At 74.9% G+C, this 12,729-nt stretch carries 12 protein-coding genes and 1 tRNA gene; 8 read left to right on the forward strand and 5 right to left on the reverse strand.

Features of this window, described 5'->3' with window-relative positions; all coding sequences use genetic code 11:
- The 4 genes from QSJ97_RS02240 to QSJ97_RS02255 all read left to right on the forward strand — a co-directional run.
- On the forward strand, nucleotides 1-952 hold a 952-nt coding region (locus tag QSJ97_RS02240), incomplete at its 5' end, for a thiamine pyrophosphate-dependent enzyme (RefSeq protein WP_285669909.1).
- A gap of 158 nt (nucleotides 953-1,110) precedes the next feature.
- Nucleotides 1,111-2,271: an acyl-CoA dehydrogenase family protein gene (locus QSJ97_RS02245; RefSeq protein WP_285670109.1), complete on the forward strand. Its 1,161-nt coding sequence runs from the start codon at nucleotides 1,111-1,113 to the stop codon at nucleotides 2,269-2,271.
- Nucleotides 2,272-2,279: 8 nt separating this feature from the next.
- Nucleotides 2,280-2,561 carry an Rdx family protein gene (locus tag QSJ97_RS02250; protein ID WP_285669910.1) on the forward strand — a complete coding sequence of 94 codons (282 nt, stop codon included), beginning with the start codon at nucleotides 2,280-2,282 and terminating at the stop codon, nucleotides 2,559-2,561.
- Nucleotides 2,542-4,623, forward strand: coding sequence for an acetate--CoA ligase family protein (locus tag QSJ97_RS02255; protein WP_285669911.1), 2,082 nt, complete (start codon nucleotides 2,542-2,544; stop codon nucleotides 4,621-4,623). The genes QSJ97_RS02250 and QSJ97_RS02255 overlap by 20 nt, the downstream gene beginning before the upstream one ends.
- Nucleotides 4,624-4,630: 7 nt before the next feature.
- On the opposite strand, the gene QSJ97_RS02260 is transcribed toward QSJ97_RS02255, so the two are convergent.
- The 3 genes from QSJ97_RS02260 to QSJ97_RS02270 form a co-directional block, all read right to left on the reverse strand.
- Nucleotides 4,631-5,002 (reverse strand): hypothetical protein, encoded by a 372-nt coding sequence (locus QSJ97_RS02260; RefSeq protein WP_285669912.1) that lies wholly within the window; start codon nucleotides 5,000-5,002, stop codon nucleotides 4,631-4,633.
- A gap of 102 nt (nucleotides 5,003-5,104) precedes the next feature.
- Nucleotides 5,105-6,223: an ABC transporter ATP-binding protein gene (locus QSJ97_RS02265; protein WP_285669913.1), complete on the reverse strand. Its 1,119-nt coding sequence runs from the start codon at nucleotides 6,221-6,223 to the stop codon at nucleotides 5,105-5,107.
- Between the two features lie 599 nt (nucleotides 6,224-6,822).
- Nucleotides 6,823-6,907 (reverse strand) — tRNA-Leu (locus QSJ97_RS02270).
- Nucleotides 6,908-7,052: 145 nt separating this feature from the next.
- Here QSJ97_RS02270 and QSJ97_RS02275 point away from each other — a divergent pair.
- Entirely contained in the window at nucleotides 7,053-8,000 is a 948-nt protein-coding gene (locus tag QSJ97_RS02275) for an alpha/beta hydrolase (protein WP_285669914.1), read from the forward strand.
- A 17-nt stretch (nucleotides 8,001-8,017) separates the two neighbouring features.
- Here the strand turns inward: QSJ97_RS02275 and QSJ97_RS02280 are convergent, their stop codons facing one another.
- Both QSJ97_RS02280 and QSJ97_RS02285 read right to left on the reverse strand, forming a co-directional pair.
- Entirely contained in the window at nucleotides 8,018-9,763 is a 1,746-nt protein-coding gene (locus QSJ97_RS02280) for a gamma-glutamyltransferase family protein (protein ID WP_285669915.1), read from the reverse strand.
- Nucleotides 9,763-10,170, reverse strand: coding sequence for a DUF1761 domain-containing protein (locus tag QSJ97_RS02285; RefSeq protein WP_285669916.1), 408 nt, complete (start codon nucleotides 10,168-10,170; stop codon nucleotides 9,763-9,765). Before QSJ97_RS02285 ends, QSJ97_RS02280 begins: the two co-directional genes overlap by 1 nt.
- A 129-nt stretch (nucleotides 10,171-10,299) precedes the next feature.
- Between QSJ97_RS02285 and QSJ97_RS02290 the strand changes: the two genes are divergently transcribed.
- The 3 genes from QSJ97_RS02290 (at nucleotide 10,300) to QSJ97_RS02300 (ending at nucleotide 12,677) form a co-directional block, all read left to right on the forward strand.
- The gene (locus QSJ97_RS02290) at nucleotides 10,300-11,019 is read left to right on the forward strand and encodes a DUF599 domain-containing protein (protein WP_285669917.1); all 720 of its coding nucleotides are present in this window, start codon (nucleotides 10,300-10,302) and stop codon (nucleotides 11,017-11,019) included.
- 41 nt (nucleotides 11,020-11,060) lie between these two features.
- Entirely contained in the window at nucleotides 11,061-11,981 is a 921-nt protein-coding gene (locus QSJ97_RS02295) for an aminotransferase class IV (protein WP_285669918.1), read from the forward strand.
- 63 nt (nucleotides 11,982-12,044) lie between these two features.
- Nucleotides 12,045-12,677 carry a class I SAM-dependent methyltransferase gene (locus QSJ97_RS02300; protein WP_285669920.1) on the forward strand — a complete coding sequence of 211 codons (633 nt, stop codon included), beginning with the start codon at nucleotides 12,045-12,047 and terminating at the stop codon, nucleotides 12,675-12,677.
- The last annotated feature ends 52 nt before the right edge of the window (nucleotides 12,678-12,729 follow it).

Here is a 12,729-nt window from a genome sequence, read left to right on the forward strand (position 1 = left end):
GGCCGCGCTCGCCGCGCTGGCCGGGGCGCTCGACGCCCCGGTGGTGCAGACCACCAATGCCCGCGGCCTGATGCACGGCGCGCCGCTCGCGGTGCCGGCGAGCCCGAGCCTCGCCGCGGTGCGCGCGCTGATCGACGCCGCCGATGCCGTGCTCGCCATCGGCACCGAGCTCGGGCCGACCGACTACGACATGTATGCGCGCGGCGGGCCGGCGCTGCCGGAGGCGCTGGTGCGGGTCGATATCTGCCCCGACCAGATCGCCCGCCATCCCTGCCGGATCGGCATCGCGGCGGAGGCCGGCGCGGCGCTGGCGGCGCTGGCGGCGGCGCTCCCGGCCGGTGCCGCCCGCAGCCGCGATGGCGCCGCCCGCGCCGGCGCCGCCCGCAGCGCCGCCCGGGCCGAGCTGGAGCCCGAGATGGCGGCCCAGCTCGCCGTGCTCGAGGCGATCCGCGACGCGGTGCCCGGCGCCATCTGCGTCGGCGACAGCACCCAGCCGATCTATGCCGGCAACCTCTTCCACGACCACGACCGCCCCGGCGGCTGGTTCAACGCGGCCACCGGCTTCGGCGCGCTCGGCTACGGCATCCCGGCCGCCATCGGCGCGCAGATCGCCTGCCCCGAGGCGCCGGTGATCTGCATCGCCGGCGATGGCGGCGCGCAGTTCACCCTGCCCGAGCTGATGGCGGCGGTGCAGGAGCGGCTGCCGATCGTCTTCGTGATCTGGAACAACCGCGGCTATCGCGAGATCGAGATGTTCATGCGCGCCGACGGGATCGCGCCGGTCGGCTGCGACCCGCTGCCCCCGGGCTTTGCCGGGATCGCCGGGGCCTGCGGGATCGCGCACCGCGCCTGCGCCGCGACGCCGGCTGCCGTGGCCGCCGCGGTCGGCGCCGCGATGGCCGAGGCACGGGTCGCTGGCGGGCCGCGGATGGTCGAAATCGAGGTGGCCTGAGCGGCGCCTGCCGCGGCAGCCTGCCGCAGGCCCCCGGCGGGCTTGCGCCGGCGTGGGGTTTTGCTCCAAGGCTGGCGCGAGGGGCCGCCGCGCCCGCAGGATGTCCGGAGGTCGAGATGAGCCAGCAGGGTGATGCAGGGGCCGCGGAGGCGCCGGGCCTGTCCTTCGGGCTGTCGCCCGAGCAGACGATGATCGTCGACACCGTGCGGTCCTTCGTCGAGAACGAGATCTACCCCCACGAGGCCGAGGTGGAGCGCACCGGCACGGTGCCGCCGGCGCTGGCCGAGGCGATCCGGCAGAAGACGCTGGAGCTCGGCTTCTATGCCTGCAACTTCCCCGAGGAGGTCGGCGGCGCCGGGCTCGGCCATCTCGATTTCGCGCTGGTCGAGCGCGAGCTCGGCCGCGGCTCGATGGCGCTGACGCATTTCTTCGGCCGGCCGCAGAACATCCTGATGGCCTGCACCGGCGAGCAGCGCGAGCGCTACCTGCTGCCGGCGGTGCGCGGCGAGCGGATGGACGCGCTGGCGATGACCGAGCCCGATGCCGGCTCCGACGTGCGCGGCATGAAGTGCAGCGCGGTGCGCGACGGCGGCGACTGGGTGGTCAACGGCACCAAGCATTTCATCTCCGGCGCCGAGCACGCGGATTTCTTCATCGTCTTCGTCGCCACCGGGGTCGACGAGACGCCGAAGGGACCGAAGAAGCGCATCACCTGCTTCCTGGTGGATCGCGGCCATCCCGGCTTCGCGGTGCGCGAGGGCTACCGCTCGGTCTCGCACCGGGGCTACAAGAACTGCATCCTCAGCTTCGACGACTGCCGCCTGCCCGATGCGCAGGTGCTCGGCGCGGTCGATGGCGGCTTCGCGGTGATGAACGAATGGCTCTATGCCACCCGCATCACCGTGGCGGCGATGGCGGTGGGCCGGGCGCGGCGCTGCTTCGACTATGCGGTCTCCTATGCCGCCGAGCGGCGCCAGTTCGGCCAGCAGATCGCCAGGTTCCAGGGCGTGAGCTTCCAGGTCGCCGACATGATCACCGAGATCGACGCGGCCGACTGGCTGACCCTGGCCGCGGCCTGGCGGCTCGACCAGGGGCTGCCGGCGAACCGCGAGATCGCCTCGGCCAAGGTCTATGCCTCGGAGATGCTCGCCCGCGTCACCGATGCGACGCTGCAGATCCATGGCGGCATGGGGCTGATGGACGATTTCCCGATCGAGCGGTTCTGGCGCGACGCCCGCGTCGAGCGGATCTGGGACGGCACCTCCGAGATCCAGCGGCACATCATCGGGCGCGAGCTGTTCCGCCCGCTCGGCGCCTGAGGCGGGCGATGGCGGGGCCGGTCCTGACCATCGAGTACTGCACCGGGTGCAACTGGCTGCTGCGCGCCGCCTGGCTGGCGCAGGAGGCGCTCTCGACCTTCGGGCGCGATCTCGGCCAGGTCGCGCTGGTGCCGGGGGAGGGCGGGGTCTTCGAGATCCGGCTCGACGGCGAGACGCTGTGGGAGCGCAGGCGCGACGGCGGCTTTCCCGAGGCGAAGGCGCTCAAGCAGCGCATCCGCGACCGGATCGACCCGGCCCGCGATCTCGGCCATGTCGATGCCGGGCGCTGACGCGGGCGCCCCGCGCGCCGGGCTCGACCGGCTGCTGCGGCCGGCCTCGATCGCGGTGATCGGCGGCGGCGGCTGGTGCGCCAACGTGATCCGGGAATGCGCCCGGATCGGCTTTGCCGGCGCGATCTGGCCGGTGCATCCGAGCCGCCGCGAGATCGCCGGGCTCCCGGTCTACGCCTCCGTCGAGGCGCTGCCGGAGGCGCCGGACGCCGCCTTCATCGGCATCAACCGCGAGGCCACGGTGGCGGCGGTGCGGGCGCTCGGCCGGCGCGGCGCCGGCGGCGCGGTGTGCTTCGCCTCGGGCTTCCGCGAGGCGGCGGCGGAGCTTGCCGATGGCGGCGATCTCGAGGCGGCGCTGCTCGAGGCGGCCGGCGGCATGCGCCTGCTCGGGCCCAACTGCTACGGCTTCATCAACGCGCTCGACGGCGCCGCGCTCTGGCCCGACCAGCACGGCGCGGTGCGGGTGGAGCGCGGCGCGGCGCTGATCACCCAGTCCTCCAACATCGCGATCAACCTCACCATGCAGCGCCGCGGGCTGCCGCTGGCCTATGTGGTGACCGCCGGCAACCAGGCCGATACCGACCTCTCGGAGATCGCCCGCGGGCTGCTCGCCGATCCGCGGGTGACGGCACTCGGGCTGCATATCGAGGGGATCCGCGATCTCGCCGGCTTCGAGGCGATGGCGGCGGAGGCGCGGGCGCGCGGCAAGCCGGTGGTGGCGCTGAAGATTGGCCGCTCCGCCGCGGCGCAGGCCGCCACGGTCTCGCACACCGCCTCGCTGGCCGGCAGCGATGCCGGGGCGCGGGCGCTGCTGGCGCGGCTCGGCATCGGCCAGGTGGAGAGCCTTTCGGCGCTGCTCGAGGCGCTGAAGCTGCTGCATCTCGCCGGGCCGCTCGGCTCGGGGCGGATCGCCTCGATGTCGTGCTCCGGCGGCGAGGCCAGCCTGATGGCCGACAGCGCGCTCGGCACCGGGCTCGAGTTCCCGCCGCTCGGCGCGGCGCAGCGGGCCGACCTGCGCGCCGTGCTCGGGCCGAAGGTGGCGCTGGCGAACCCGCTCGACTACCACACCTATATCTGGGGAGACCGTGAAAAACTCGCCGCCTGTTTCACGGCAATGATGGAGCCGGCGCTCGCCATGGGCTGCCTGGTGCTGGATTTCCCGCGCGAGGACCGCTGCGACGCCGCCGACTGGGCGCAGGTGATCGACGCCGTGGCCGAGGCGCGGGCGGCGCGCGGGGTGCCGATGGCGATCCTGGCGAGCCTGCCCGAGACGATGCCGGAGGCGACCGCCGAGGCGATCGCGGCGCGCGGCATCGTGCCGTTCTGCGGCCTCGCCGAGGGGCTCGCGGCGATGGCGGCGGGGGCGCGGATCGGCGCCGCCTGGGCCGCGCCGGAGGCCGCGCCGCTCTGGCTGCCGGGGCCGGCGGCGGCGGCCTCGCGCACGCTCTCGGAGGCCGAGGCGAAGGCGGCGCTCGCGGCGCATGGGCTCGCGGTGCCGCGGGCGCAGCGCGCCGACAGCCCGGCCGCGGCGGCCGCGGCGGCGGCGGAGATCGGCTTTCCGGTGGTGCTCAAGGGCGAGGGGATCGCGCACAAGACCGAGGCCGGCGCGGTGGCGCTGGGCCTTGCCGATGCGGCGGCGGTGGCGGCCGCGGCGGCGCGGATGCCGGCCACCCGCTTCCTGGTGGAGGAGATGGTCGCCGGCACCGCGGCGGAGCTGCTGATCGGCGTGGTGCGCGACCCGGCGCATGGCTTCGTGATGACCCTCGGCGCCGGCGGCGTGCTGACCGAGCTGCTGCGCGACAGCGTCTCGCTGCTGCTGCCGGCGGGCGCGGCGGAGATCCGCGCGGCGCTGTCGGGGCTGCGCATCGCGCCGCTGCTCGCGGGCTATCGCGGCAAGCCGGGGGCGGATCTCGATGCGGTGGTGGCGGCGGCGCTGGCGGTGCAGGCCTATGTCGGGGCCAACCGGGAGCGGCTGCAGGAGGTCGAGGTCAACCCGCTGCTCTGCGGGCCGCGCGGGGCGATGGCGGCGGATGCGCTGGTCCGGCTCGCCGCGGCGGGCTGAGCCGGGCTCAGGCGGACTGGATGAGCTCGGGCAGCGTGTCGATGTAATGCGCCACCGCCGCGGGATCGGCATGGGGGCGGAACACCGTGCAATGCGCGCATGCCCCGGTGCCGATGGCGGCGCAGATCTGGTCCTTGACGCCGCCGAGCACGATCACCCGCGCCCCGGGCTGGCGCCGGGCGGCGGCGCGCGCCACCGCCTCGCCGGTGCCGTCGCTGAGCCGGCTCGCGGTCAGCACCACGTCGAAGCGCACCCGGTCGAGCAGGCTCCGGGCCTCGGCGGCGCTGGCGGCGATCTCGGTCTCGATGTCGCGCTCGGCGCAGGCGGCCCGGCACTTCTCGGCGAGGGCCATGTTGCTCTTGACGATCAGGCACCGCATGATTCGCTCCTTTCGCTGACGCCGGTCCAGCTTGTCCGATTGCGGTGAATGAGTGGCTGATCGGTATCGCTAACGGTTCGTTGCTTTCGTGCCGCCGCGGGCTCAGCCGCCGGCGGGGCGGCGCAGGCGCAGGCGCAGCACCGCGCGCCGCGGCCGCGCCGGACGCGCCGGGCGGGGCGGCCGGGCCGGGCCGGGCTGCGGCCCCGGCGCCGCCGGAAACAGCTTTGCATAGCGGGCGCGGGCGTCGATGCGGGTGTTCTCGAAGGCGATCAGCGCGCGCACCGCCGGGCCGATCTCGCGCTGCGCCAGCACCGCCGCCACCAGCGCGCCGAGGCTCAGCTCGCCCATCGCCGCGAGCAGCCCGCCGGCGCCGATCAGGATCAGCGGCGTCGCGCCGACCATCAGGTTGGCGAGCAGCTTGAGCAGGAACTTGATCCGGCCGTGGCGCAGCCGGAGCCGCTCGAGGGCGGCGCAGTCGCGCAGCACGCCGGCGATCGGCGCGAGGTCGATGAGCTGGCCGTTGAGCTGGCGCACCAGGCCGATCCGCTCGCGGGCGATCTCCGAGGCGCGCTGCTGCAGCGGGCGCAGCGCGACGATGTTGGCCGCCACGATAAGCCCGGAAATCGCCGCCAGCGCGACATGCTCGCGGCCGAGGAACAGCAGCACCACGGCGAGGGTGCCGATCTGCAGCAGCGGCGTCGCCACCAGCTCCGAGGCGAGCCCGCCGATGATCTCGAGCTCCTGGGTGAGCACCGGGCCGAGCTGGCGCCGCGCGCCGCCGCTGCCGGCGCCGCGCAGCACCCGCAGCCGCAGCCGGCGGCGCATCCGCTCGGCGGCCCGGATGCGCAGGATGTTGAGCAGGTATTTCGCCGCTCCGTGCAGCGCCAGCACCGCGAGGCCGAGCGCCACGCCCTGCAGCAGCCGGGTCTGCAGCATGCAGGCCCCGGCCGGGCCGTCGCCCATGCGCAGCAGGTCGATCAGGTGCTTGGGCAGGCTCACCGCGGCATAGGCGATCGGCATGATCCCGAGCGCCAGGGCGCAGATCGCGAGCTGGCCGAAGGCGCCGGCGCGCAGGATCTCGCGCTCCAGCCCGCCGGGGGCGGCGGGGCCGGCGGGGGCGCGCCGCACCCGGCGGGGCGCGGCGATGCGCCGGCGGCTGCGGCGCGGGTCGGCCGGGCGCTGGCCGCGCGGGGTCCGGCTGTCGGAGCTGGTCCAGCCCATCTCGCATCTCCTCTCCGGGGTCCGGGCAGGGGCCCGATGCCGCCTGCCGTCTGGTCCGGACGGCGCCGATCTAGGGAGCGCGGGTTGCAGGCAGGTGTCGCCGGCAGAGGCAACAGGGTTTCGATTGTATCAGGGCGGGCGCCGGCGCCCCCGCTCGGCCACGGGCCGGCCGTGCACCGCCAGTCCGCGCGGGCCGTTCCGCGGCGGCAGCGCATTTCGGGCCGCCCGCCAGTCGGGAAGGCCGGGTGGGCCGGTCGGGGAGGTGCAGGGCCAGGTAGGGAGGGTGTCGGCACGCTTCGTGGCGTCGCCTGGCCGGGAATGCGCCGAGATCCATGCGGCCGGGGTCGGGGATCGGGACCGCCGGATTGCACGCCTCGCCGGAGCCGCGGTGGGTCGGCGCGATCCGGCGGGGCGCTTCGCCGAGGACGGTCGGACCCCTCTCAAGCCAATGGAAGGCATGGGAAGGCGGCGGCGTGTCGGCGGGCAGGCCGGTGCCCGGACCGGCCTCCACAGGCGGCAACGGAGCGAGGGGACGGAACCGCCGGTCCATCCGTCCGGTTCGCGGCTACCTAGGCGCCTCGGCTACACAGGGCGGGCGCTGGTGCGGGCGGCGGGACTCGAACCCGCACGGCCAGGGCCTCCGGATTTTAAGTCCGGTATGTCTACCAGTTCCATCACGCCCGCATGCCGGCTCCGGCTTCTGCGGTCTGCCACGGCGGCGCCGGTCCGGGCAAGCGGGGAGGCGGCCGGGGCGGCGGCCGGGCAGGGGGCTTGCGCGCCCCGGCGGCCATCGGCTCTATGGGCGGGCCGCAACCCGAGGGAGTTTTCCATGGCCGCCGATACCAGCCAGAGCCGGGCGCCGTCGCCCTTCGACCCGGCCGCGGTGGAGCCCGAGACCGCCGCCTTCAACGCCGCGCTCGAGGCGCAGCTCGCCGAGCTGCCGCGGCCGATGGACCTGCCGGTCGCGCTGACCCGGCGGGCGCGCGCCGAGGGGCGCGGGGTGTTCCCGCTGCAGGGCCCGCGCGACACCGCGCACTGGGTCGAGGACGGGCCGGCGGGGCTGCGCCTCACGCCGGGGCCGGGCGCGCCGCGCGGCACCTATCTGCACATCCATGGCGGCGGCTGGACCTTCAACGCCCCCGAGCAGTACGACGCGACCAACCGGATGCTGGCCGAGGCCGCGGGCTGCGACGTCGTCTCGGTGCGCTACCGCCTCGGGCCGGAGCACCGCTGGCCGGCCTGCGCCGAGGACTGCCTGGCCGCGGCGCAATGGGTGCTGGAGACCCGGCCCGGCCCGGTGGTGATCGGCGGCGAGAGCGCCGGCGCGCATCTCGCGCTGGTGACGCTGCTGGCGCTGCGCGATGCCGGGCGGATCGGCCGGGTCGCCGGCGCCGCGCTGTCCTACGGCATGTACGACCTGCGCGGCACGCCCTCGCTGCGCAACTGGGGCGAGCGGTATCTGATCCTCTCGACGCCGGTGGTGGACTGGTTCGTCGGCAACCTGATGGGCGGGCGGGAGCGCGGCGATCCGGCGGCCTCGCCGCTGCTGGCCGATCTCGCGGGCCTGCCGCCGGCGCTGCTCCAGGTCGGCACGGCGGACCCGCTGCTGGACGATTCGCTGTTCCTCGCGGCGCGGCTCGAGGCGGCCGGCGGCGCGGCGGAGCTGCAGGTGGCGCCGGGCGGTGTGCATGCCTTCGACCAGTTCGATCTCGGCATCGCGCGCAAGGCGCTGGCGGCGCGGGCGGGCTTCCTGAAGGCGCGGCTGGCGGCGGGCTGAGCCGGCGCCCGGACCGGTCAGTCGCCGGCGGCCAGCCCCTCGCGGCGCGGGTCGGCGCCGCCCTCGAGCCCGTCGGCGCCGATCCGCAGGATGTGCAGCCCGGAGGTCATCTCGGCGGTCTCGACCCTGTGGCCGAGGGCGCCGAGGGCGGCATCGAGCCGCGGCGGCATGGCGCCGGCCTCGAGCGTGACCGCGCCGCGGTTGCGCTGCGACACGTGGAACAGCGCCGCCGCCTCGGCCGGGTCCATCCCGAGATCCAGCATGCCGATCAGCGCGCCGGCGACATATTCCGGGATGCGGCTGCCGCCGGGGCTGCCGATCAGGATGTGCGGCGCGGTCTCGCCGGCGCGGTAGACGATGCTCGGCGCCATCGAGGAGCGCGGACGCTTGCCGGGCCCCGGGGCGTTGGCCACCGGCCGGCCGTCTTCGGTGAGCGGGCGGAACGAGAAATCCGTGAGCTGGTTGTTGAGCAGCATCCCCGCGGCGATGCGGCCGGAGCCGAAGGCGGTCTCGATCGAGGCGGTGAGGCTGATCGCGAGGCCCTCGGCGTCGATCACCGAGAGATGCGTGGTGCCCGGGCTGGTGCGCCCGTCGCCCGGTGCCGGCAGCGTGGCGCCCGGCGGCATGCCGGCCTCGGCCTCGCCCTCGGCGGCGCGGAACGGGTGGACCAGCCGCGCGCGCCGCGCGATGTAGCCCGGATCGAGCAGGCCGGCCACCGGCACCGGCACCTGGTCGGGATCGGCCAGCCAGGCGGCGCGGTCGGCATAGGCGAGGCGCGAGGCCTCGGCGAAGAGATGCCAGAGATAGGGGCTCTCGCGGTCGAAGTCGGCGGGCTTGCGCCGGCCCATCAGCGCGAGGATCTGCCCGACCGTGGTGGCGCCGGAGGAGGGCGGGCCCATGCCGCAGACCCGGTGCCGCCCGCGATAGCTCATGCAGACCGGCGCGCGCTCCACCACCCGGTAGGCCGCGAGATCGGCGAGGCCGAGCGCGCCGGGGCGCGGGGCGCGGGCGGCGGCGGCCACGATGGCTTCCGCGATCGGGCCGCCATAGATCGCCGCGGCGCCCTCGCGCGCGACCGTCCGCAGGGTCTCGGCCAGCGCCGGCTGCACCAGGCGGCTGCCCTCGGCCAGCGGCGCGCCGCCGTCGAGGAACACCGCGCCGGCCTCGGTGCGCGCGAGCCGGGCCTGGCCGCTCTCGATCATCCCGGCGAGGCGGTGGCTCACCGCGAAGCCCTCCGCCGCGAGCCGGATCGCCGGGGCGAAGAGATCGGCCCAGGGCAGGCGCCCGTGGCGGGCATGCAGCGTCTCGAGCAGCCGCGGCAGCCCCGGCACGCCGATGGCGCGGCCGCTCTCGGAGGCCTCGATCCAGGGCAGCGGCGCGCCGTCTTCCAGGAACCAGTCCGGCCCCGCGGCCATCGGCGCGGTCTCGCGCGCATCGAGGCTCACCAGCCCGTCCGGCCCGTGCACCAGCGCGAAGGCCCCGCCGCCGAGCCCGGAGGACTGCGGCTCCACGACGTTCAGCACCAGCAGCGCGGCGATGCTGGCATCGGCCGCCGAGCCGCCGGCGCGCAGCATCGCGAGGCCGGCATCGGTGGCATGCGGGTTGGCGGTGACGATCATCTGCCGCCCGGCCCGCACCAGCGGCTTCGCGGCAAGCCCGGTGGCGGCCTCCGGATCGGCCCGGCTCGGCAGCGCCTGGGCGCCGGCGAGGACCGGCAGGGCGGCCAGCGCGAGGCCGGCCAGGAGGCGGGTGAGATGCATCATCAGAGGGCTCCGATCACCAGGCCCTGGATCAGGAGCACCCCGAGCCAGTGGCCGCAATCCACGGCGGTGAGCGCCCAGGGCGCGCCCTGGAAGCGGTGGTTGACGATCTGCGTGGTCAGCACGAAGCCGGCCCAGATCATGCCGGCGGAGATCAGCCCCGCCCTGACCGTCGGCCCCTCGGCGCCGGGGCTGACATGATAGACCACGCCGGCCAGCACGAAGGCCATCAGCAGCTGGCAGAGGAAGGCGACCGCAAAGACCTTCGGGTCGGGCCTGGTGTCGGCCTCGGTGAGCCCGGCGGCGCGCATCCAGACCCGGCCGAGCGCGGCATACCAGCCGGCGCCGAAGACGAAGGAGGCCGCCGCCGCCGCCAGCACCGCCAGCAGATCGATCCCGTCGAACATCATCGCGCCGTCCTCCCCGCTTCGCGTCGCGGCGGACTATAGCCCCGGCCTCCGGCGCTGTCTCGCCCGCAGCGGTTCGGGCACGCGCGCGGGATCTGGAAACCCCCGGCGCGGCGGTGCTAGGGTCGCACCATGGAGACGCTTCCGGCGCTGATCGAGGCCCTGCCACGTCTGTTCTCCCGGGGCGACCTCGTGGCGCTCGCGGTCTTCCTGCTGTGCTCGGCGCTGACGACCCAGCTGATCGAGCATCCGCCCCGGCGCCGGCCCAGCGTGAGCAGCCTGATGGGCGACCATCGCCGGCGCTGGATGGAGGAGGTCGGCCGCCGCGAGGTGCGGATCATGGATGCCCAGCTGCTCAGCACCCTGCGCCAGGGGTCGGCCTTCTTCGGCTCGACCAGCCTGATCGCCATCGGCGGCGTCGCGGCGCTGATCGGGCAGACCGACCAGCTGGTCAGCCTCGGGCGGGATTTCGGCGCCGGGCTCGCGCAGAACGCCGAGGTGGTCTGGGAGGCCAAGCTGCTGATCGTGCTGCTGGTGCTGGTCAATGCCTTCCTGAAATTCGTCTGGGCGCACCGGCTGTTCGGCTATGTCGCGGTGCTGCTCGGGGCGCTGCCGCGATCCGACGCGGAGGGCCTGGCCTCCGCGGTGGCGCGCGTCGACGCGATTCACCAGGCCGCCGCGCGCAACTTCAACCGCGGGCTGCGCACGGTGTATTTCGCGATCGCCGCGCTCGGCTGGTTCCTCGGCCCGGCGGTGCTGGCGCTGACCGCGGTGCTGACCACGCTGATGCTGATCCGGCGCGAGTTCTTCTCGCGCTCGTGGCGGGCGCTCGACGAGAGCGGGCGGCGGTGATCCTGCTTGATCGTCGCGCGGTTTCGGTGTGATATCAACAAATGTACAGATTTGCGAATGGTGCGGCCTGGATCGGCGGCGAGCTGGTCCCGGTCGCGGAAGCCCGGATTCCGGTGACCGATTGGGCGCTCACGCATTCCGACGTGGTCTACGACGTCGTGCCGGTCTGGGACGGCGCCTTCTTCCGGCTCGACGACCATCTCGCCCGGTTCCGCGCCTCGATGGAGGCCTGGCGGCTCGCGCCGCCGGAGGGGCCGGAGGTGATCCGCGCGGCGCTGCATGCCGTCGTCGCGGCCTCGGGGCTGCGGGCGGCCTATGTCGCGATGGTGGCGGCGCGCGGCCAGCCGCTGGTGCCGGGGGAGCGCGACCCGCGCCGCTGCGCCAACCACTTCTATGCCTGGTGCGTGCCCTATGTGCATGTCTTCGGCGCCGATGCCGCGGCGCGCGGGGTGCGGCTGCACATCGCCGAGGGGGTGCGCCGGATCCCGCCGGACAGCGTCGATCCGCGCGCCAAGAACTACCACTGGGGCGATTTCACCCGCGGGCTGTTCGAGGCGAAGGATGCCGGCGCCGATTCGGTGGTGCTGCTCGACCATGCCGGCAACCTCACCGAGGGGCCGGGCTTCAACGTCTTCGCGGTGATCGGCGGGCGGCTGGTGACGCCGGCCGAGGGCTGCCTCGAGGGCATCACCCGCGCCACCCTGCTGGAGCTCGCCGCGGCCGAGGGGATCGACACCGAGACCCGCGCGCTGCCGCGCTCCGAGCTCGCCGAAGCGCAGGAAATGCTCGCCTGCACCTCGGGCGGCGGGCCGGTGCCGGTGACGCATCTCGACGGCCATGTCTTCGCCAATGGCGCGGAGGGGCCGGTGACGGCACGGTTGCGCGCGGCCTACTGGGCCCGTATGGCGGAGGCAGACTGGCGCACGCCGGTCGCCTATCCCTCCGCCGCGCCGGCCTCCTGACCGCGCCGGACCGATGCCTTCCGAGCCGTCCCGCGAGCCGCGCCGCGCCATGGAGCCCCGAGCATGAGCGATGCCGAGAGCCAGCGCTTCTACCGAAAGGCTGTGCTGCGCCATGGCGCCACGCCGCGCGGCGTCGGCTGGGCGAGCCGGACCACGCAGTACCGCCGCTTCGAGGTGATGGACCGGATGTTCGACCTGCGCGGCGCGCGGGTGCTCGATGTCGGCTGCGGCGCCGGGGCGCTCTACGGCTTCCTCGCCGGCCGCGACCGCGGGGTGGACTATGTCGGCATCGACCCGGTGCCGGAGATGGTCGAGCAGGCGCGCGGCGAACATCCGGGCGGGGTCTTCCTCGAGACCAGCCTCGAGACCGCCAGCCACAACCGGCGGTTCGCGCCGCATTCCTTCGACTACGTCTTCGCCAGCGGCATCTTCTCGCGGCGCGCGGAATGCGATGTCGGCTTCGTCGCGCATGTCGCCGGGCTGATGTTCGGGCTGAGCCGGCAGGCGGTGCTGTTCAACTCGCTGAGCGCCAGCGTCGACTGGACCGCGACGCGCGGCTGGAGCCTCGACCCGGCCGAGGCGGTGGCGCCGCTGCTGGCGATCTCGCCGCATCTCAGCATGGTGCACATGCCCGAGCTCGGCGATGTCGCCTTCGTGCTGCGCCATGGCGAGCCGCCTGTTGCGGCGCAGCAGTAGCCGCTCGGCGCCGATTGACCGCCGCCGCCGGCCTGCCTATGGTCCGCGCGCG

It is taken from the genome of Paralimibaculum aggregatum, assembly GCF_030270585.1.
Classification (GTDB): domain Bacteria; phylum Pseudomonadota; class Alphaproteobacteria; order Rhodobacterales; family Rhodobacteraceae; genus Thermohalobaculum; species Thermohalobaculum aggregatum.

Excerpts from the sequence above, each read along its gene's own strand:
- QSJ97_RS02250 (WP_285669910.1), top strand. The coding sequence starts at position 2,280 with ATGGCGGGGCCGGTCCTGACCATCGAGTACTGCACCGGGTGCAACTGG.
- QSJ97_RS02255 (WP_285669911.1), top strand. The coding sequence starts at position 2,542 with ATGTCGATGCCGGGCGCTGACGCGGGCGCCCCGCGCGCCGGGCTCGAC.
- QSJ97_RS02260 (WP_285669912.1), bottom strand. The coding sequence starts at position 5,002 with ATGCGGTGCCTGATCGTCAAGAGCAACATGGCCCTCGCCGAGAAGTGC.
- QSJ97_RS02265 (WP_285669913.1), bottom strand. The coding sequence starts at position 6,223 with ATGGGCTGGACCAGCTCCGACAGCCGGACCCCGCGCGGCCAGCGCCCG.
- QSJ97_RS02275 (WP_285669914.1), top strand. The coding sequence starts at position 7,053 with ATGGCCGCCGATACCAGCCAGAGCCGGGCGCCGTCGCCCTTCGACCCG.
- QSJ97_RS02280 (WP_285669915.1), bottom strand. The coding sequence starts at position 9,763 with ATGATGCATCTCACCCGCCTCCTGGCCGGCCTCGCGCTGGCCGCCCTG.
- QSJ97_RS02285 (WP_285669916.1), bottom strand. The coding sequence starts at position 10,170 with ATGATGTTCGACGGGATCGATCTGCTGGCGGTGCTGGCGGCGGCGGCG.
- QSJ97_RS02290 (WP_285669917.1), top strand. The coding sequence starts at position 10,300 with ATGGAGACGCTTCCGGCGCTGATCGAGGCCCTGCCACGTCTGTTCTCC.
- QSJ97_RS02295 (WP_285669918.1), top strand. The coding sequence starts at position 11,061 with ATGTACAGATTTGCGAATGGTGCGGCCTGGATCGGCGGCGAGCTGGTC.
- QSJ97_RS02300 (WP_285669920.1), top strand. The coding sequence starts at position 12,045 with ATGAGCGATGCCGAGAGCCAGCGCTTCTACCGAAAGGCTGTGCTGCGC.